The following is an 18,774-nucleotide window of genomic DNA, read 5'->3' on the forward strand; positions in this document are numbered from 1 at the left end:
GACCCCAGTTCGTCTTAATTCCACTCTTTAATGACCAGTTTCGGCTGTTGCTTATTGCTGTCATCACGAATTTGAATCTCGAGTAATTTTGCCTCGGTATCTTTTTCGAACTTACCTTCTACAGCAATTTTATACTCACGATTTTCTGGACCATAACCAATCATTAAGACAACAACATCATGCTCTCCGGTGGTTACATTTTCTAGATGCAAACGCTGAACCGCACCACGGCGTAACGCATCTAACTCTCGGTCAGTGTATAAGTACTGAGTAACCACTTCACCATCTACCTTGAGCTTTACACTATCCAACTTGAAGAAATAGCCAACATCAAGAGATACAAAAAAGGCCGTTTGAGTAGAAGCAGGAAACAATAAATCCTCTTCCAGGATGAACAGCTCTCGATTCACCGACAATACTTTCTTTTTTAGGTCTTCTAATGATTCGGCAACAGAGGTGTCATCAATAACCTCTTCTACCTGTTCGACCGCTTCTTCCTGGTCAGTGTTTTCGCCATCGGCGGGCTGGAGTGCTAATGCATTTGCCGACATGAATGCCGTTGCGGCATAACAGAAATTCAGTACCCACTTCATATTAATTTGAAGCGCCTTCATGCTACCTACCTACTTTTCTCATTTTAGTGAATCGAAATAGATAACTCATCAACCTAGTCAATTGATATTAAAACAGCTTATAACATTGCTCAGGTTTGTTTATCCGAACGAACTGCTTTAAATCAGAACCATCTTTCGCAATATTGATGGTAAATCAGACAAATAGGTGAAAAGCTAACCAGTTAATTAGAAGTTAACACCTCATTATGATGAAAATCTCAACCATAAAACTTGTAATTGCGCACAAAACCACAAATTTTTTAGTTATTTGGTCATATTTTGCTAATTAAGCTATTGATCCAACTGACTAAACTTGCTGATGGCCGCCTCAACTGTCTGCTCTGTTTGTTTACCGTACACAGGACCGTGAATTTCACCGTTAGGTGCAACAAATAACATAGCAGGTAATTTGTCAGGCCGCTTAAAAGGAACCATCGGCATTGGCTCAGTGGAAGCCATGGGATATTGGATGTCCCACTTCTTTTGCGCCGCTTTGAGTTGATCAGAAGAGACTTTGTCATAACTAAAAGCAATTAAATCAACACCTAAGCTGTCTTTATTTTCATATAATGAATTTAGCTCTGGCACTTCTTCCAGGCAGGGAGCACACCACTCGGCCCAAAAGTTAACCAATAACCATCGCCCTTTGTAATCATCCAGATGCTTTTTGCTGCCATCTAATAGCTCAAACTGTGGCTCGCTAGTGCAACCAGCCAAAATAAAAATCACTGCAGAAGTACAACAAATGCGAAGCCATGAGCTAAACTGATATAAAGGTGTATAAATAACAGACACTTTTGGGTTTATTTTATACTGACGCAAGTTCATATATCTCAATTTGATTTAGATGCCAAAAAACTGGCATACTTTTAACAACTGACACAATTTAACATTTTCTTAGCTGTGTCAGATAGTTACTTATGGAGTTTTCCGGTAAAATAATGTCACATTATTACCAAGCGTATAAAAGGAGAGCGATTGAATGGAGTCATTGAGGTTAACATTTCCCACTCAGCAACAGGGCCAACACCTGCTGGTTGAGACGGATCACGGGGAATTGAAAAACTGGTTAGCCTCCCTGCCCTTTGGAGACATGGGCAGAGCCGTCCAGGAAATTAAAAGAGCGATAGCTAGCCTTAATCGCTCGTCTATCGGCCTGGGCTTACGCCAGGAGCTGGTAGAGCTATTTGATCAAACCTATAAGCAAATCCACGATTCGTACCGCCCCAACGCGTCTCACATTGTGAATGATGAGGCACGTCGGAAAGAACACGACAACCTTCATCAGCTCACTCGCGAGATGGCATTTGCTCACAAAATTCTGGTGAATGGTGAGTTAAAACGGCGGCGTTTGTGGGGCAAAAATAAAGCGCTTATACGTTCTATAAATCTTGCACTGCACTATTTAGGCATTTTGCTGATCGAGCATTATGAGTCCTATACACCGATTCCGGTTTATCTGTGGCGCGAATGCAACAGTCTTTATTATTACTCGCAAGAAAAGCGCATCGAAGACTTCACCATTTTTGATGATGTAATGAAATACCATTGTTTGCCCACTATCGAGCAAACTTATGCCCGTATTTGCTTGATGTCGGTGAGTAATCCTTATCATTTGTCGCAAGGCGAACATTGGCAAATGTTCCGTTATCTTCGTGACTGGGTCAAAATGGCTGAGTTTTCTGACGACGGTGATGACCATCAGCCCAACCGCTGTTTTATTGTGCAACTCAACAGTCAACTTAAGCCAGACTACAGCTCCGAATTCGAAGGTGATATTAATGACGAGTTTATTCGTTTTATGCTCACCCATGATCTGGTTTTGCAGATCAACTACCATCTCGATTCTTTGAATGCCAATCAACACCCTCCCATGGGTTTTCACAAAGGTACCAGCGTCCCCTCTGCTCGCAGCCTGCTAGAACACATGCTCGAGCATTGGAGCCAGAAAGCAGAGCGTAAGGGTCGCCGTTATCCTATCCTGACCAAACTCGACGCTATTTGGGGACTACAGCCCATTTATTCTCTGCTCGTCAAACATCAGCAAGATATTGAGTCAACCCACTGGGATGGTTCTCAAATAGAAGAGTTGTTGCAAGGCGAACATAATGTTCCTCTGGCGTGGGAAGCATCGAATGTCAGTGATGGCGGTATTGGCCTGACGACGCACAAGAATATTGCGCACCTGTTAAAGGTTGGTGACCTTGTGATCATTCGAGAGTACATTGATAAAAAACCATCTTACCACTGGCGAGTCGCCATCTGCCGTTGGCTATTTGGTGATGAAAACTCAGGTACTCGAGCTGGCCTCGAGTTTATTACCGGTTATCTGAACCCTGTGCGCTTGTTTAATCAGGCTTCTAAGTCCGTTAAATCCAAAGGCCAGGCCGCTCTTATCTTAAAACATCGACAGGAAGACGGAGATAACGCAGCCCCCAGCTTGATCGCTTCGCGAGGCAGTTATCAGGATGATCGTGCGTTTGTCATGAAGTATGACAATAAAGAAGAGAACATTCGCCCACGTAATCGTATTATGGTGACGCCCTGCATCGAGCAGTTCTATTACCAGACCTACGATATTGTTGAGGTAAAAGAACCAACCGAACAAGAAGGCGAAGAAGAAATCATGGGCGCGATTCCATGGACTTCACAACCTAAATTCGATGAAGAATTATCAAAAGAACCTAACCCATCTAATCTGAGTGATGTGCGTTTACCAGGGGATCATTAAGCTTCTCTAACAAGGCACTGCGCCCTGCCTTAATCTGATTAGCCAACGCTTCGTCGATGTTGGCTAATTCTTCAATCACCTTTTCACTGGGAATATCTTGCAAGCCAGCTTTTAACAGATCGGCGAGCGTGTAGTCTTCTGAATCCCCCGTTAAACAATAGCCCCCCATTTCTAAACGAGTTAACAACTGACGCTCGTGCAGCAGCTCTAATACGTCAAACAGCACATCTCTTTTTACTTCTGAAAGCTGCGATTGAATCTCGGCAAGTGCGACTACCTCGCGCTGCTTTTGATAGCCAGCGAGCAACTTGATGACACGGGCGGCGACAATAAATGGATGGCTGCCACGCTTCTTCTCTTCTGGTTGAAAAACATCCAGAGCATGGCAAATTTCAGCGCCAAACAACAACAGCATCCAGGACAGCAAAACCCATATCAAGAACAGAGGAATCGAAGCAATGGCTCCGAAGATCAGCTGATAGGTTGAGAATTGACGAACGAAAACTCCAAAGCCCCACTTAGCCGTCTCAAATAAAATGGCAGTGCACAATGCCGCAATCGCAGCATTTCTGAAGGCCACACTTCGGTTAGGAACCGCGATAAACATGACAGTGAACGCAATAAATGACATCAGCATGGGGACACCACGCTTTAAAAGCCCGTTACCCGATGCCACAACATCAGAAATCAAAGGCAAAGAAGCGAAGTAAGAGCTCACCCCAAGGCTTAACGCCAACAATAAAGGCCCCATGGTCAACACAGCCCAATACACCAAAAATACTCGCACGGGTGAATTTTTGCGCCTTACCTGCCAAATATGATTAAAAGATTTATCAATGGTGCGCATTAACATTAAGGAAGTAACCACCAACATCACAGCCCCTACCGAGGTCAGCCCTTTGGTGTTATTAATGTATTCGTTCAGATAGTTGCTAATGGCCTGGCTAGACTCAGGAATAAAATTCTCGAAAATCCAACTTTGAACATCCGCCGATAAATGTTGAACCTGAGGAAACAGCGCCAGCAAGGCAAAGATAACGGTCAGTAACGGTACTAGCGATAATAAGCTAGTAACGGTTAATTCTGCTGCAATAGACGAGCACCGATCCTGCCCAAAACGAGAAAATACATAAAAGATAAATTGTTTTAACCAACGAAGCTTTTCTTCCATCTGATAATCAGCCTACAATACGCCTCAAATAATACAGACACTGTGTGACTTATACAGAGTGTCTCATGCTTAAATATCACTCGGCCTTACTAAAAGTCAGGATTAAAAAACGCTCACTATAGTATCTAAGTATAGGAGACATCCCTGGCCATCGACGATGTCGAGATAAATCTGAAAACGAAGGTAGCACTATGTCAGAATACACTATTTATCACAACCCGCGCTGCTCTAAGTCGCGTCAAACTCTTGAGTTGTTAAAAGAAAATGGCGTTGAACCTAAGATTGTTGAATATCTTAAAAATCCCCCTAGCGCCAGCGAGTTGAAAAAAGTTCTGAAGTTATTGGGTTTTGAACCTCAACAATTGATGCGCAAAAAAGAAGCAGAATATAAAGAAGCCGGATTAGATAACGATGCTTTATCGACTGACGAGCAGATCAAACTTATGGTTGCTTACCCAAAAGTGATTGAGCGCCCGGTTGTATTTTCTGCTGACAAAGCAGCGGTAGGTCGTCCACCAGAAAACGTATTGGAGTTAATCTAAGTGGCTCAAATTCTGGTGCTCTATTACTCGCAATCTGGCGCGACCAAACACATGGCGCGCTTGATTGCTCGTGGTGCCGAAGCTGCCGGAGCAGAAGTTTTGCTACGTACTGTTCCTCGAGTTTCACCAACCAATCAACAAACCTCGTCAGACATTCCAGACGATGGTGATATTTATGTCACCTTGGATGAACTCAAACAGTGTGATGGTCTGGCTTTAGGCAGCCCCACTCGGTTTGGCAACATGGCAGCACCATTAAAGTATTTTATCGATCAAACTTCCGAAATCTGGATGACCGGAAAACTCGCTGGAAAACCAGCCTGCGTATTTAGCTCCAGTAGCTCAATGCATGGCGGCCAAGAAACAACTCTGATGAGCATGATGATCCCGCTGTTACATCATGGCATGGTGTTGTGCGGTTTACCCTACTCCGAAACGGATCTGATCCATACTCAAACTGGCGGCACGCCTTACGGTGCAACGCACGTTGCTGGAGCAGATAGCGCTCAGCCGTTAAGTGAAGAAGAAAAACGACTTTGTAAAGCACAAGGTCAACGACTGGCCGAGCTGGCAACTCGTTTAAAGCAGTAACCATAGAATGAATAAACAACAAAAAATAAATCTGTTTCATCGCATCACTCAGGCCAGCTACTTTGCTCTGTTGGCATTGTTAATTTTATGGCTAGTATTTTTGCATCCAGCAGAAAACATTAATCCTTATTTTGTTGCCGCGGTGTGGATAATACCTTTGCTGTTTCCCATGCCCGGCATGATTCAAAAGAAACTCTATACTTACGCCTGGGCGCAGTTTCTTAATATGATTTATTTTTCTCATGCCATTATGTACATGATGAGTGAGCCCGATGAGTTTTGGTTGGCAACTTTAGAGCTCATACTGGTGATGACTTTCTTTACCACTTCAATCATCACCATCAGGCTAGAAAAACGTTCCTAATATCGACGCGACATTGTGTGGTTGTCTCGTCAAAACAATAAAAAACAGACGGAGATAACCATGGCGTTTATCAATACCATTCAATATCAAGATGCAACAGGTAAGCTCAAAAAAATCTATGAGCGTGTTAAAGGTCCCAATAATAATGTCGACAACATTCTAGTTGCCCAATCTTTGCGTCCCCATTCCCTTGAAGGACACATGTCACTGTACAAAAATGTCTTACACCACAGTGGTAACAAACTCGATAAAGCCTACCTAGAGATCATCGGTGTTTATGTTAGCTTGCTCAATCAATGCGAATATTGTGTTGAGCATCACTTTGCAGGTTTACTACGTCAAATGAACAACAATGCAGAGGCTCATCTCATCAGAAAAAACTTAGAATCCGATCAACTGATAGAACCTTTAACTCCCAAGCAGCAACAAGGATTGATGTATGCACGTAAGCTGACAATTATGCCAAGCGAAATCAGCTCGTTAGACATAGAAACTTGTCGAGAGCTTGGGTTTAGTGACGGAGAAATTTTAGAAATAAATCAGGTCACTGCTTATTTTAACTATGCAAATAGAACGGTTTTAGGGTTAGGCGTATCGTTAGAAGGTGATATTTTAGGCTTATCACCTAACTCTGATAGTCCTGACGATTGGTCTCATCAGACGGTTGAGAACAAAACTTAGTTATTTCTATTTGTGTAACCTATCAAGGAACGTCTTATGCCTCACTGTATTATTGAGCATTCCAACACTATCAAAGGCGAAGAGCTTATGCCTTTGGTTTATGAAAGCACATTAAAATCCGAGTTATTTGATATGAGTGGTAAAGACATCAAAGTCCGAGTCATTCCTTATGACCACTATCAAGTGGGTAATCAAGTCTCTGACTTTATTCATATAACTCTGAAAATATTATCTGGGCGAACCGAAGAACAAAAACTTCACTTGTCTCAAACAGTGCTTGAGCATGTAAAGTTAGCTACACTTAATCCATGCTCAATCAGTGTCGAAGTGATAGATATCGACCGTGCAAGTTACTCAAAAATTACAACAGAGTGATTGTTCATCAGCATGGAATAAATACCCGTTATGAAGCTTAGAAAAGCCAAAGAAAATGATATAAAAATCTGGGCAGAACTGAGAAACAAACTTTGGCCAGATAGTATTAATACGCACTTAAAAGAGCTAAAAGAATATTTCTCCGGCAATTCTATCGACATTGTAGAAATTGTTTTGGTTGAATCCGAACAAGGCGAAATCATCGGATTTATGGAATTAAACATTAGAAACTATGTTGAAGGTAGCCGACAACCTAAAGTACCTTATGTAGAAGCTTGGTACGTAGAAGAAAATTACCGAAGCCAAGGAATCGGAACAGCCCTGATGAAACATGCTGAACAGTGGGCTAAGTCGCAGGGATTCAACCAACTCGCAAGCGATACCGAACTGATTAATCAAAATAGCATTCGAATGCACAAAAAGCTAGGCTTTGATGAAGTCGAACGGATCGTTTGTTTTATAAAAGAGTTTTAGTGCTTTGGTCTAATGATGAAAAACAACCTAGTCACAATGTTAATCATATCTTGTTTCATTTGCATGACTCTCGCTATCGTAAATGCCAATCAAGAATATCAAACATCCACACGATCAATCAGTTTTTCGTCGGCTACAGCCATAGCACTACTAACAGCAATACCCTTTTTGATATCCTTGATATGGACAGGAAAAAGGAAAGAAAAAGACTCCATTTTATGGTCAGTTATTCCCTATTCACTCGTATCATTGGTAGGATTAATTGCATATAGTCTTTATGTAATTAAAGGAGCTTCAAATCCCAGCACAGCAGGGCACATGCATATCTATTTATGGCCTATACTGCACACACTTTTTGCCGTAACCACAATAATGGTGACGTGGCTAATTAAATATATCTTTCAAAAATAAACCTCTCTACAGACACTCCGACTATAGCACTTTACCTAATACAGATTAGGAAACCTCTCACATCATCAGTAGTTATTCTCCTCTGGTTTCAAGATACTCGGTTCGACACTATGTTGCTGACTTTTATAAGAACAAAGGAGGTCATGGATGACCATTGCCAGAAAAGAACTGGTGGATTCCCACTCGCCCGGATTTTATCACTGCACCACTCGTTGTGTTCGAAGAGCCTTTCTTTGTGGGGTAAATGAAGAAACTGGCAAAGACTATTCTCATCGTAAAGACTGGATTGAGAGAAGAATACAGGAGCTAAGCACCCTCTTCTCCATTGATATCTATGCTTATACCGTCATGAGTAATCATTATCATATTGTGTTGCATCTAGACCCATTGGCACCACTACAATGGAGTAATGATGAGGTCGCAGAGCGTTGGCTTGCTATTTATCCTAGCAAAACTGATATAAAAAGAGCCCTTCGAAAGGAGGCTATCTTGAACTCACCTGAAACACTCGCCCTCTATCGACAACGACTCGGCTCCCTCTCCTGGTTTATGAGCCGATTGAATGAACCCTTAGCTAAGCTCAGTAATCAAGAAGATGACTGCAATGGCAAGTTCTGGCAGTCTCGCTATATCTCTCAAGCCCTATTGGATGAAGGAGCCGTACTCTCCTGTATGGCCTATGTGGACCTGAATCCCGTCAGAGCGAAAATCACTCAAAAGCTAGAAGAGTCCCACCATACATCCATCAAGCAGCGACTCCAGAACATTACCGATGACAAATCGCTCGTAAAAACACTGCTCCCTGTTTCAGGCTCTGTAAAACAAATTACTCAGAATATATCAAACAGAGACTACATCAATCTGGTTGAATGGGCAGGCAAAGCGATTGTTCATCCCAACAAAGCCTCCATACCTAAAGAAGCCCAATCTGTGCTTGAACGTCTCAATCTACAGAGCAACCATTGGTTAACACAACTTCAATCCTTAGAAAGCCGTTACTGTCGAGTCATAGGCCCTGTTGAACTGATTCGACAACGAGCCAAGAAGCTTTATCGACGTTGTTTACACGGCATCAGTTCGGCTAAGCAGCTTTATTCCTGAGTTAGTACAAAGAAGTTCTTATTTCGCCTATGCGAAAGGCGCTTTATCATCCAGAGAAAATATTGAAACCAACTTCTCAATATCCGGTCCACCATAAAAACCTCTTTTGAAGTATCAACTCAAAGAGTCAATAATCTCGCTTTCACCAAGAAACTATGAATATCTTCGTTTTATTACTTTGAGAACAGAGTGTCTATCAATATACTTAAGTGATGAGCGGGGTGTCTGCTAGCGCTTTTTGTTTTTTTCTTCATCGTAATATTCGCTGGCCATCGTTCGAGTTTTAAACTCAATTTTCTTTTTTCGGTCGCAGCCGCTTTTGGCCAGCATCAATGAAGGTGCGAAGTCGACTTTATTAATATGCCCCTCTTCTTCCATCGCAAAACACTTTCCTTTTATTTGAACTTGTTTCATACCACCTAGCGCTCGCGACTCGAAGTATTTGTCTTTTTCACGCGCAAGAGCTTTTTGATCCAGCAGATCGATTCGTTCTTGTTCTTTAATTGCCTGAACAAGTTTTTCACTGATGGAAGAATCAAAGGTCATTAGTTCTTTAGCATCTTTTGTCGTTTGTTGCTCAATTGGTGGCCATGAGTCTGAATAGGTTAAATTTAAAGTCTTTTTGCTCTCATCTTTAGGAGATTCTGTCTTCGTTACGGAAGATTTAATTTTTGTGGATAGTGTCTCTGACTTAACTTTCGATTTGGCAGCAATCGCCTCTTTAGGCTTCAGCTCAGTTTGTGATTTAGGTTTGGGGAGATCTATTTCTTTTTTCTGGGGCTCTGGCTCAACGCTTTTTTGAGGCTCCAATGTCTCACGATTAGGTATTTCAGGCTGAACAACCACATTGATTTTTGAACTTTCTGGCACGGTTTTAACTGTAAGTGCTCGAGCATTTTTTATTGATGGCCAAAGTACAATCAACAATCCATGAGCAACGATTGAAACCAATAGGCCCAACGCCAGAAAATAAGTCGACTTTTTAGAATGGTGCAGCTGAAATTCGAGAGCCATTGACATCAATTATGGTTGTGAATGCAAGGCTCAGACTAAGAAAAGTAGGTAAAGTTCAAGATAGGGTAAGAGAAAAGGCGTAGAGATTACTCTACCCCCTATAGAGATGTCAGCTGATGACGTAACCAATGATCACAAAGAACAAGAGCTGCCATAGCTTCAACAATCGGAACCGCTCTTGGTAATACACAGGGATCATGGCGACCACGCGCTTTAAAAGTCACTTCCTCACCTTCCAGATTGACGGTCTCTTGATCTTTAATAATCGTTGCCGTGGGCTTGAAAGCAGTACGAAAGATAATCGGCATACCGTTACTGATCCCACCTTGAATACCACCAGAGTAGTTGGTTCGAGTAGCCACACTTCCATCATTGTTGTAAAAAATATCGTTGTGTGCTGAACCTGTCATTTTAGTTCCATCAAAACCAGAGCCTACTTCAACCCCTTTACTCGCATTAATGCTCAACATGGCTTTGGCTAAATCGGCTTCAAGCTTATCAAAAATAGGTTCTCCTAATCCGACAGGCACATTATGAACCACACACTCAACCACACCACCAATGGAATCACCTTGCTTACGGACCTGCTCCACTTTAGTGATCATTTTTTCGGCCATCGCAGAATCGGGGCAACGAATCATATTTGCCTCAACCTGCTCAGAAGATACCGTTTCTGGTGTAATATCAGCGGTTAATTCACCCACAGACTTTACATAGGCAACAATGGATACGCCCAAGCTTTCACTCAGTAGTTTTTGCGCAATGGCACCAGCCGCAACCGTTGGTGCTGTCACACGCGCGGAGCTACGTCCACCACCGGCCACATCCCTAATGCCATATTTCTGCTGATAGGTATAGTCGGCATGGCTGGGGCGGTATAACTGCGCCATTTCGGAGTAATCTTTTGAGCGCTGATCCTGATTTTCGATCAGCAAGCTGATCGGCGTACCTGTTGTTTTTCCATCAACAATGCCAGAAAGAATATTAACGCTATCGGCCTCCTTCCTCTGAGTCACAATTTTACTTTGTCCTGGGCGACGACGATCAAGTGCAGGTTGAATATCATCAACACTTAGCTCAAGCCCAGCCGGACACCCTTCGACCACACATCCAATTGCTTTGCCGTGCGACTCTCCCCAGTTAGTCACTCGAAAGCGTTGACCAAAACTATCCCCTGCCATACTTTACTCATAATACTGATTCTTCGATGGTTGCAGCATAGCAGGCTGCCCTCCTCTTGGAAAATAATTGTTGGTGCTATCAGTTGCTTACCCTACAGCTTTTTGAAATCCAATTGGGTGTACCGGCACTGCTCTAAAACCTCAGGCCGAACTCGATGCCCCAGTACAGGATGAGCTCGAGTGTAGCCAAGCTTATTCAGAGCGCAATCAATTTGCTCTATCAACGAATTAACAGGCAACGATTCTCTCTTTTTGATGAAGGTCAATGTAGGGTAAAGAACCCCAACTAACTCTGAAAGACGTCTTAGATATTCCAGTTCCGATTCTTCACCAGAAAGCAAAGAATCCATACTCACACGATTATTAAAGGCCCAGTGACATACAACGTTGTAGTCAATATCGCCAGTTTCAAACATTTTGGTGATCAATTGCCGGGAGCAGTTGAGTTCATCACTCAATTGGCGAGGATCCAACTTTTTGATTACTAAGATTCGATTTAAAACATCGGCTGCATGAGACATAGAAAACTCACTCATAAGAGCACATCAACAAAGTCATTTTGACTTACCTAGTTATCGCTATCAGACAAGTTCTTACTCACTGCTTGCCTTAGTAATTTAATCTTCTCTTGCTTCATCGAAGCCTCTGCAGAAGGCTGTTGATAGGCCGAGTGATCAGGGAAAATCTCATGCACAGGAAGTTGCAGGGCTTCGGATAAATAAGCGGCAACCCTTGGGCTAGTGCGCTCTCCTTTCAGAACTCGAATGCAATGCGAGTTAGAAACATTCGCTGCATCGGCAATGATCGAAATGCTAAATCCGTTTTTTCTTAGCAAGGATTTAATTTTTTCATAGTTCATAACGTATGTTATACTCCTCCAAACGTTGCGGCATATTGTGCGGCAATGTTGCGGTAAAAATAATTCAATTAGCCCAATTGAATATGTCAATTTGACTATAAAGTTTTAACCTTGAGGAAGCCCATGTCAAGTGATTTTGGTGATCAAACTGATACCAAAAAAATGCTCGAGCGGATCAAAAAACAGGCAGGTTATAGCAACGACAAAGAACTCGCCGAAGCATTAGGTATGAGTCAATACACGCCTAATACATGGAAGGCTCGAAACTCGGTACCCTATAAACAGCTAATTGGGTGGGCCCATAATCACAATTATTCTTTAGACTGGATGTTTCTAAATCGCGGTCATGCCAAAAATCATCTATACCAAAACACTCCCTACAGCACACAAGAACAAGATGGTGTTTATCATGTTGAAAAACGGTTAGGGAATATTAAAAGATTGGCTAAAGAGTATGATCTTAATCTAACTGCAGAAGAATTTGATCTTATGTTTATGCTCGACACTCAGTTTAACTTAGGTGATGAGTGGCTAGTCAAAATCATACGTGTTTTAAGCCTATCACCATCAGCAGAAAGTCGAGCCCAATTAAAGAAGAACAACGACTGACCTCAGCTTTAATTTTCGCAAGGCCAGTCAATTTTTGTCGCTAACAAACCTCACTTTTAATCCCAATAAAGTTCAGCTTATCCCAATAGTCAGGAAAAGACTTGGCGACAACTTCTGCCTCATTAATCATAATGCCTTCGACCCTCCCACCAAGTAATCCTAAGCTCATCGCCATACGGTGGTCATCATAAGTCTCAAGCAAAGCTCCGCGAGCTTGCCCGCCAGTAACGGCAAGATAGTCAGCACCAAAGTCGACATGAATTCCTGTTTTCTTAAGCTCAGTGGCAGTATCAGCAATTCGATTAGATTCTTTATAAGCAAGGTGGGCGATGTTTTTCATTACCGTAGTGCCTTCACTAAAGCAAGCAACAGCTGCTAACGTTTGTACGACGTCAGGCATTTCACCCATATCAATCTCTAAGCCTTTAAGTGATTTTTCGCGACGAACCTCTAAACTATTACCACGCCGTATAATGTCGCATCCCATTTGCTCTAATACTTTATAAAAACCTGCTTCGCCTTGTAATGAATCAAAATCAAAATGTTGTAAAGTAACACTACCACCATTAATAGCTGCCGCTCCCATGAAATAAGAACTGCTCACAGGATCTGGCGCAATGGTATAACTGCCACCTTTATACATTTGCCCAGCGGGTACTCGATAATGATTATCGGATAGATGCTCAACCTCAACCCCCCACTCTTTCATCAATGCTGTCGTCATCTCAATATATTGTTGGGAGACCTGCTTACCGACAAGACGAATATCGAGAGAATGTTCAGATGCAGGAGCCGCCAACAAAAGTGCACTAACATATTGACTACTACGACTGGCGTCTATATCACATTGGGCTTGCTGAATTGGCCCTTTGATCACAGCAGGCAAAGTATCAGACTCGCTAGAAACAGACACGCCAAGCTGCCTAAGTGCCGAAAACAACTCGATCATCGGACGCGAGTTCATCTTATTGCTGCCAGTAATAGTAATATCCTTTGACTGTAATGCTGCAACGGCAGTAACAAATCGAGAGAAGGTTCCACTGTGCGCGGTATAAACATTAACCGGATCACTTGAATTACTGAGTACTTCTTTAGAAACAACCCGATCACCCTCTCGCTTTAGTGAATACCCCAAAGCGTTGAGTCCTTCGATAGCTGTATTGATATCATCATTCGACACCACATTATTTAGCTCAACGGGCTCTTTTGTTAAAGCCGCCATAATCACTAATCGATTTGCAGTGTATTTGCTACCCGCTAAAGAAACATCAGCATTTAACTGGCCAGCAGGGATAATCTTGCGCTTCATAACCAACCTTTTTGTCTATACAACTTACACAAAAACGAACTCAAACATGAAGAAAATATTAAATATTGCGCTATTTTAAAGCTTTTTACACTAAATCGTTGACAAGCCGCCCAACAAAAGCAATTATACAACCTATGAATACTTATATTTTCTTCACACACAAATGGCATCATCATCACCACTTCAGGTGACGGTGCTTTTTGCTATTAAGAAACCCATAAGGTAACAGCAAAGCCCCGTTTACAAAAGTAACCGGGGCTTTTTCTTTATATAGGATTTGGAATATGACTTTAAAACTGGTTCTCCCTAAAGGCCGCATTAGCAAAAAGGTGCTCGCTTTGCTCAATGATGTGGGTATACAACTGATCGGCGACGAGCGTAACTACCGCCCTGTCGTAAAAGGCTTTGACTTGGAAGTCAAGCTACTGAAAAGCCAAAATATTCCATCTCTGGTTGAATTAGGCCAACATGATATTGGCTTCGCAGGCCTCGACTGGATTCAAGAACGCCGTAGTGAAGTTGAAATTTTGCGCAACCTGGGATTCGATCCTGTCAAAATCGTCGCCTGTATCCCTGAAGATTGGGATTGGGAGGAAGTGCGACAACGCAAAGTGATAGTCGCATCTGAGTACAAACGGATCGCTGCCGAGTATCTAGACAGAGAAAGATTCAATTATCAGCTGTTACGTTCTTATGGAGCAACAGAAGTATTCCCGCCAGAAGACGCCGATATGATCATCGACAATACGAGCACTGGCACAACCATTCGAGCCAATCGATTAAAAATTGTCGATACCGTCATGGAAAGCTCCACCCAGTTTATTGCCAACAAATCGGTATTAGACGATCCAGGTAAACGCCAAACCATCGAAGATCTCAATACTCTGATGCAGGCGGTACTGAATGGTCGCAACCGGGTTTTGCTCGAAATGAATTGCGGTAATGATCAAATAGAAACCATCGTCGCTCTGCTACCAGCCATGCGTTCTCCAACCGTTAGCCGCCTCTATAACGAAGAAGGATTTGCGGTGAAAGCCGCTGTAGAAAAAAGTCTGACTCAGTCACTAATTCCCAAACTATTAGCGGCAGGTGCCAGTGATATCTTAGAAACCCCCATCAGGAAAGCACTATGAGCCAGTCAACTCAAACAAATACGGCGATACCGTTAAAGTTGGACTTTAACGAACGTACCGATGCGCCTGTTAGCTGGCTGAGCTCATTAGAACAGAGCAAAGATTTCTCACGTTATCCCGATCGCGCTCCACTGGAGCAAAGCATTGCCAGTTTCTATGGTCTTACTAGCGAGCAAGTATTCTGTAGTAATGGTGGCGATGAGGCTATCAACTTGTTGATGCGCATTATTCGCGAAACCTCGCGACTTATCTTGCCGCTTCCTGCGTTTTCTCAATACACCTGGGGTATCAGTAGCTGGAATATCGACACTCAACTAATAGCTCCCCGCTCTGACTTAAGTATTGATGATATTGCGATTAAAAGTGCTTTGGAACAAACTCCAAATGCCGTTCTTATATTAACGCGTCCAAATAATCCAACGGGAGAATTTATCAGTGCGAGTCAACTACAAACCTATCTAGAGCTAGCGCAAGAAAATAACTCTTTGATCTTTCTCGACGAAGCTTACATAGAGTTTAGTGGCGATAACGATAAATCGACTATAGAACTGGTTAACAAGTACGATAACCTTGTTATCTTGCGAACATTATCCAAAGCCTATGGCCTGGCAGGTATTCGACTAGGCTATCTAATGGGGCAAGCTAAATGGATCAGTGCATTTAAGCAACGGAGTATTCCTTTTAATATTCCAACACCTTCGATTGCCATCGCTCAGCAAGCCTTTGAGTCAGAAGCACAACAAGATGTTCGCAACTATGTTAAACGCATCATAGAAAATAGAAAGCAACTTTGCGACTGGTTAGATGACAATCAGGTTCCATACCTTGATTCCTCTGCAAACTTTATTACTCTGAGACTGCCTCCCAAACAGGCCCTCGCTGTAACATCCTTTGCTAAGCGACAAAATATCAGCCTGCGTTCATTTCGAGAAACCTATCTGTCCGGGTGTTTAAGAATCACCATTCCAGCCAGCTTAGACAGACTGATAACGGTTTTAACTCAAGCTCTAAACCCTTCTCTAATTTGTTGTGACATGGATGGAGTTTTGATCGATACTCAAGAAAGTTACGACGCATCGATAAAAGCCACCGTAACCGAAATCACTAAAAAAACGGTTGACGATGAAGCGATACGCTCATTACGCAGCCAAGGTGGTTTCAACAATGACTGGGTACTGGCACAAGCGTTAGTTAAGCAAAATGGTAGCAACGCATCTTTGGAAAAAGTAACCGAAATATTCCAGTCTTTTTATAAAGGAAAAGACTCAGACGGCTTTTGCCTATCAGAGAAACCTCTTATTTCAACATCATTGACACAAAGGTTCTGTAAAGAAAATTCATTCACTTTCTCTGTTGTTACGGGTCGACCTAGAGATGAGGCGGAGCAAGGACTTACCTTGATTAATATGCCTTGTGTACCTCTCATTAGCACTGATGACGTTGAGCAATGCAAACCATCCCCCGAGGGAATAAAAAAACTCCAACAACAATATGGCACGACGCAAAGCTGGATGATTGGTGATACACCGGATGATATTCAGGCAGCCTTGAACTCCAATAGCTTAGCCATTGGCATCAATCGCAACAACACTAAAGCCTTGTATTCAGCGGGAGCAGACATTGTACTGGACTCTATCAATGAACTGGAGGATTGGCTATGTCAGTAACCATTGAACGCGCAACCAAAGAAACCAACATTCGATTAACACTGAATATTGCAGGTAGTCAAAAAGTTAACAGTCAATCCGGTATTGGTTTTTTAGATCACATGCTGGATCAACTTGCTACACATGCCCGCTGGGATATGGATATTCAGGTAGAGGGCGATCTACACGTTGATGATCACCACACAGTAGAAGACATTGCCATCTGTTTAGGTCAGGCGCTCCAGCAAAGTTGGCGAAACCTGACTTCATTTAAACGTTATGGCCAGCGTTTGCTACCAATGGACGAAGCTCTCATTTTATGCGCCGTCGATGTCTCTGGTCGTCCTTGGTATGTGGGCGAGCTAGACTTCACCCGCGAAAACATTGGTGGTGTGAGTAGCGAAATGTTTGAACACTTTTTTCAGACACTTGCGACACACGCAGGTATTACTTTGCATATCAAGCCCATGTACTTCCGTAACAATCATCATTTGATTGAGGGATGTTTCAAAGCACTGGCTTATGCGCTACGCGAAGCACTCACCGAAGACTCGGGTAGTTCAACGACCAAAGGACAGCTTTAAAAGAGTAAGAAAGTAACCATGACAAAGTTTATTACCATCCTTAACACAGAGGCAGGAAACTTGTTCAGCCTCTCTGCGGCTTTAAAAGCAATTGGCTTTGATGTCGTGATAGCCAATACCCCCAGTGAAGTTAAAGGCAGCCAACTTGTCATTCCTGGGCAAGGTCGTTTTGGGACTGTGATGCAAACGCTAGAAAGTAATAACTGGCTGCCCTTTTTAGATCAATGGCGTAAGGAGCAAAAACAAGTTGTCGGCATCTGTGTGGGAATGCAAATACTCTTCGAAGACAGTGCCGAAGATAACAATACTAAAGGGTTAGGCTGGTTTAAAGGTCGTGCTGAGAAACTCAATTTTCCAAAACAGCCAATGGTAGGATGGGCCAATATTTCCAGCTCAAGATTACCGGAAGGCGCTGCTTATTTTGTGAATAGCTACGCCATAAGAGACGCATCGCAATGTATCGCTCGAACACACTACGGCGAAAGCTTTTGTGCCGCCGTCAACGACAAAACGATTACTGGACTTCAGTTTCATCCCGAAAAATCAGGACAGTACGGAAGGCAGCTTCTCAAAACCCTCCTTATAACCAATTTCAAGGAAAACTCATGAGCAGTGAACTTATGTCGCGCATTATTCCTTGCCTGGACGTCGATAATGGCCGAGTTGTCAAAGGCACTCAATTTGTTGAACTTAGAGACATGGGAGATCCCGTTGAGCTGGCCATTGAATATGAACAGCAAGGCGCTGACGAATTGGTTTTCTTAGACATTTCTGCCAGCCACGAAAAACGTCCTACGGCACTAAAAACAGTAACGCGCATTGCTGAGCATCTATCTATTCCCTTTACTGTGGGTGGAGGACTAAAAAAGCTGGAGGATGTTAAGTCATTCCTAGATGCCGGAGCCGATAAAGTTGCATTAAATACCACCGCTATTTATAGCCCAGAAATCATTGACCAAGTTGCACATGCTTACGGAAGCCAATGCATTGTTGTTGCGATAGATATAAAACAGGAGCAACAGCAAAGAGCAATTTATAGCCATGGTGGTCGAACCAAAACGGATAAAGAGTTTACTCAATGGTCTCACGAAGTTGCCGAACGCGGCGCGGGAGAAATTCTGCTCACGGCCATGCATAAAGATGGCACTGGCAGTGGCTTTGACTGTGATTTGATAGATGAAATAAGCGCTTTGAATATTCAAGTTATCGCTTCTGGTGGTGCAAAGTCAGAACAAGATTTTTTAACCGCATTTAATGCTGGCTATGACGCTTGCTTGGCGGCAGGTATGTTTCATAGTGGCGACTACAAAATTCAAGAGATTAAGAGTTACTTAAAAAGCCAGGGCGTTAACGTTCGCATCTGACTATATAAACATTTTTGAGG

22 protein-coding genes are annotated in these 18,774 nt (G+C 42.8%); 14 read left to right on the forward strand and 8 right to left on the reverse strand.

Annotated elements, in window-relative coordinates:
* Positions 1-14 precede the first annotated feature (14 nt).
* Complete coding sequence (locus tag NH399_RS02050) at positions 15-614, reverse strand: AraC family transcriptional regulator (RefSeq protein WP_253036749.1); 600 nt, start codon at positions 612-614, stop codon at positions 15-17.
* Between the two features lie 291 nt (positions 615-905).
* Positions 906-1,436, reverse strand: a complete 531-nt coding sequence (locus NH399_RS02055; RefSeq protein WP_253036750.1) for a TlpA disulfide reductase family protein — start codon at positions 1,434-1,436, stop codon at positions 906-908.
* Between the two features lie 160 nt (positions 1,437-1,596).
* Between NH399_RS02055 and NH399_RS02060 the strand changes: the two genes are divergently transcribed.
* Entirely contained in the window at positions 1,597-3,345 is a 1,749-nt protein-coding gene (locus tag NH399_RS02060; protein ID WP_253036751.1) for a hypothetical protein, read from the forward strand.
* On the opposite strand, the gene NH399_RS02065 is transcribed toward NH399_RS02060, so the two are convergent.
* Positions 3,308-4,516: a YihY family inner membrane protein gene (locus tag NH399_RS02065; protein WP_253036752.1), complete on the reverse strand. Its 1,209-nt coding sequence runs from the start codon at positions 4,514-4,516 to the stop codon at positions 3,308-3,310. The two genes, NH399_RS02060 and NH399_RS02065, sit on opposite strands and share 38 nt — an antisense overlap.
* A gap of 191 nt (positions 4,517-4,707) precedes the next feature.
* Between NH399_RS02065 and arsC the strand changes: the two genes are divergently transcribed.
* From arsC to NH399_RS02100, 7 genes are all read left to right on the forward strand, one after another.
* Entirely contained in the window at positions 4,708-5,058 is a 351-nt protein-coding gene (gene arsC, locus NH399_RS02070) for an arsenate reductase (glutaredoxin) (RefSeq protein WP_253036753.1), read from the forward strand.
* Entirely contained in the window at positions 5,059-5,649 is a 591-nt protein-coding gene (gene wrbA, locus NH399_RS02075) for an NAD(P)H:quinone oxidoreductase (RefSeq protein WP_253036754.1), read from the forward strand.
* Positions 5,650-5,656: 7 nt separating this feature from the next.
* Positions 5,657-6,013, forward strand: a complete 357-nt coding sequence (locus NH399_RS02080) for a DUF2069 domain-containing protein (RefSeq protein ID WP_253036755.1) — start codon at positions 5,657-5,659, stop codon at positions 6,011-6,013.
* Between the two features lie 60 nt (positions 6,014-6,073).
* Positions 6,074-6,694 carry a carboxymuconolactone decarboxylase family protein gene (locus NH399_RS02085; protein ID WP_253036756.1) on the forward strand — a complete coding sequence of 207 codons (621 nt, stop codon included), beginning with the start codon at positions 6,074-6,076 and terminating at the stop codon, positions 6,692-6,694.
* A gap of 36 nt (positions 6,695-6,730) precedes the next feature.
* Positions 6,731-7,069, forward strand: a complete 339-nt coding sequence (locus tag NH399_RS02090; RefSeq protein WP_253036757.1) for a 5-carboxymethyl-2-hydroxymuconate Delta-isomerase — start codon at positions 6,731-6,733, stop codon at positions 7,067-7,069.
* Positions 7,070-7,099: 30 nt separating this feature from the next.
* Complete coding sequence (gene aac(6'), locus NH399_RS02095) at positions 7,100-7,543, forward strand: aminoglycoside 6'-N-acetyltransferase (RefSeq protein ID WP_253036758.1); 444 nt, start codon at positions 7,100-7,102, stop codon at positions 7,541-7,543.
* A gap of 558 nt (positions 7,544-8,101) precedes the next feature.
* Positions 8,102-9,055, forward strand: coding sequence for a transposase (locus NH399_RS02100; RefSeq protein WP_253036759.1), 954 nt, complete (start codon positions 8,102-8,104; stop codon positions 9,053-9,055).
* Positions 9,056-9,283: 228 nt separating this feature from the next.
* Here NH399_RS02100 and NH399_RS02105 read toward each other — a convergent pair whose 3' ends face one another.
* From NH399_RS02105 to NH399_RS02120, 4 genes are all read right to left on the reverse strand, one after another.
* Positions 9,284-10,069, reverse strand: coding sequence for a hypothetical protein (locus NH399_RS02105; protein ID WP_253036760.1), 786 nt, complete (start codon positions 10,067-10,069; stop codon positions 9,284-9,286).
* A 98-nt stretch (positions 10,070-10,167) separates the two neighbouring features.
* Positions 10,168-11,250 (reverse strand): chorismate synthase, encoded by a 1,083-nt coding sequence (gene aroC, locus NH399_RS02110; RefSeq protein WP_253036761.1) that lies wholly within the window; start codon positions 11,248-11,250, stop codon positions 10,168-10,170.
* Positions 11,251-11,342: 92 nt separating this feature from the next.
* Positions 11,343-11,786, reverse strand: a complete 444-nt coding sequence (locus NH399_RS02115) for a hypothetical protein (RefSeq protein ID WP_253036762.1) — start codon at positions 11,784-11,786, stop codon at positions 11,343-11,345.
* A gap of 32 nt (positions 11,787-11,818) precedes the next feature.
* On the reverse strand, positions 11,819-12,109 hold the full coding sequence (locus NH399_RS02120) for a helix-turn-helix domain-containing protein (RefSeq protein WP_253036763.1): 291 nt from the start codon (positions 12,107-12,109) through the stop codon (positions 11,819-11,821).
* Positions 12,110-12,232: 123 nt separating this feature from the next.
* On the opposite strand from NH399_RS02120, the gene NH399_RS02125 reads away from it, so the two are divergent.
* Positions 12,233-12,718 (forward strand): helix-turn-helix domain-containing protein, encoded by a 486-nt coding sequence (locus NH399_RS02125; RefSeq protein WP_253036764.1) that lies wholly within the window; start codon positions 12,233-12,235, stop codon positions 12,716-12,718.
* A 40-nt stretch (positions 12,719-12,758) separates the two neighbouring features.
* Here NH399_RS02125 and aroA read toward each other — a convergent pair whose 3' ends face one another.
* Entirely contained in the window at positions 12,759-14,027 is a 1,269-nt protein-coding gene (aroA, locus tag NH399_RS02130; RefSeq protein ID WP_253036765.1) for a 3-phosphoshikimate 1-carboxyvinyltransferase, read from the reverse strand.
* Between the two features lie 284 nt (positions 14,028-14,311).
* Here aroA and hisG point away from each other — a divergent pair, with 284 nt between their 5' ends.
* Genes hisG through hisF form a run of 5 tightly spaced genes read left to right on the forward strand, consistent with a single transcriptional unit; the run spans position 14,312 to position 18,754 of the window.
* Entirely contained in the window at positions 14,312-15,160 is an 849-nt protein-coding gene (gene hisG, locus NH399_RS02135; RefSeq protein WP_253036766.1) for an ATP phosphoribosyltransferase, read from the forward strand.
* Positions 15,157-16,827, forward strand: coding sequence for an aminotransferase class I/II-fold pyridoxal phosphate-dependent enzyme (locus tag NH399_RS02140; protein WP_253036767.1), 1,671 nt, complete (start codon positions 15,157-15,159; stop codon positions 16,825-16,827). The genes hisG and NH399_RS02140 overlap by 4 nt, the downstream gene beginning before the upstream one ends.
* On the forward strand, positions 16,818-17,390 hold the full coding sequence (gene hisB, locus NH399_RS02145; protein ID WP_253036768.1) for an imidazoleglycerol-phosphate dehydratase HisB: 573 nt from the start codon (positions 16,818-16,820) through the stop codon (positions 17,388-17,390). The genes NH399_RS02140 and hisB overlap by 10 nt, the downstream gene beginning before the upstream one ends.
* Before the next feature lie 18 nt (positions 17,391-17,408).
* Positions 17,409-17,999 carry an imidazole glycerol phosphate synthase subunit HisH gene (gene hisH / locus NH399_RS02150; protein ID WP_253036769.1) on the forward strand — a complete coding sequence of 197 codons (591 nt, stop codon included), beginning with the start codon at positions 17,409-17,411 and terminating at the stop codon, positions 17,997-17,999.
* Positions 17,996-18,754, forward strand: coding sequence for an imidazole glycerol phosphate synthase subunit HisF (hisF, locus tag NH399_RS02155; protein WP_253036770.1), 759 nt, complete (start codon positions 17,996-17,998; stop codon positions 18,752-18,754). Before hisH ends, hisF begins: the two co-directional genes overlap by 4 nt.
* Positions 18,755-18,774 lie beyond the last annotated feature (20 nt).

It is taken from the genome of Pleionea sp. CnH1-48 (assembly GCF_024124665.1).
GTDB lineage: Bacteria > Pseudomonadota > Gammaproteobacteria > Enterobacterales > Kangiellaceae > JAMXSB01.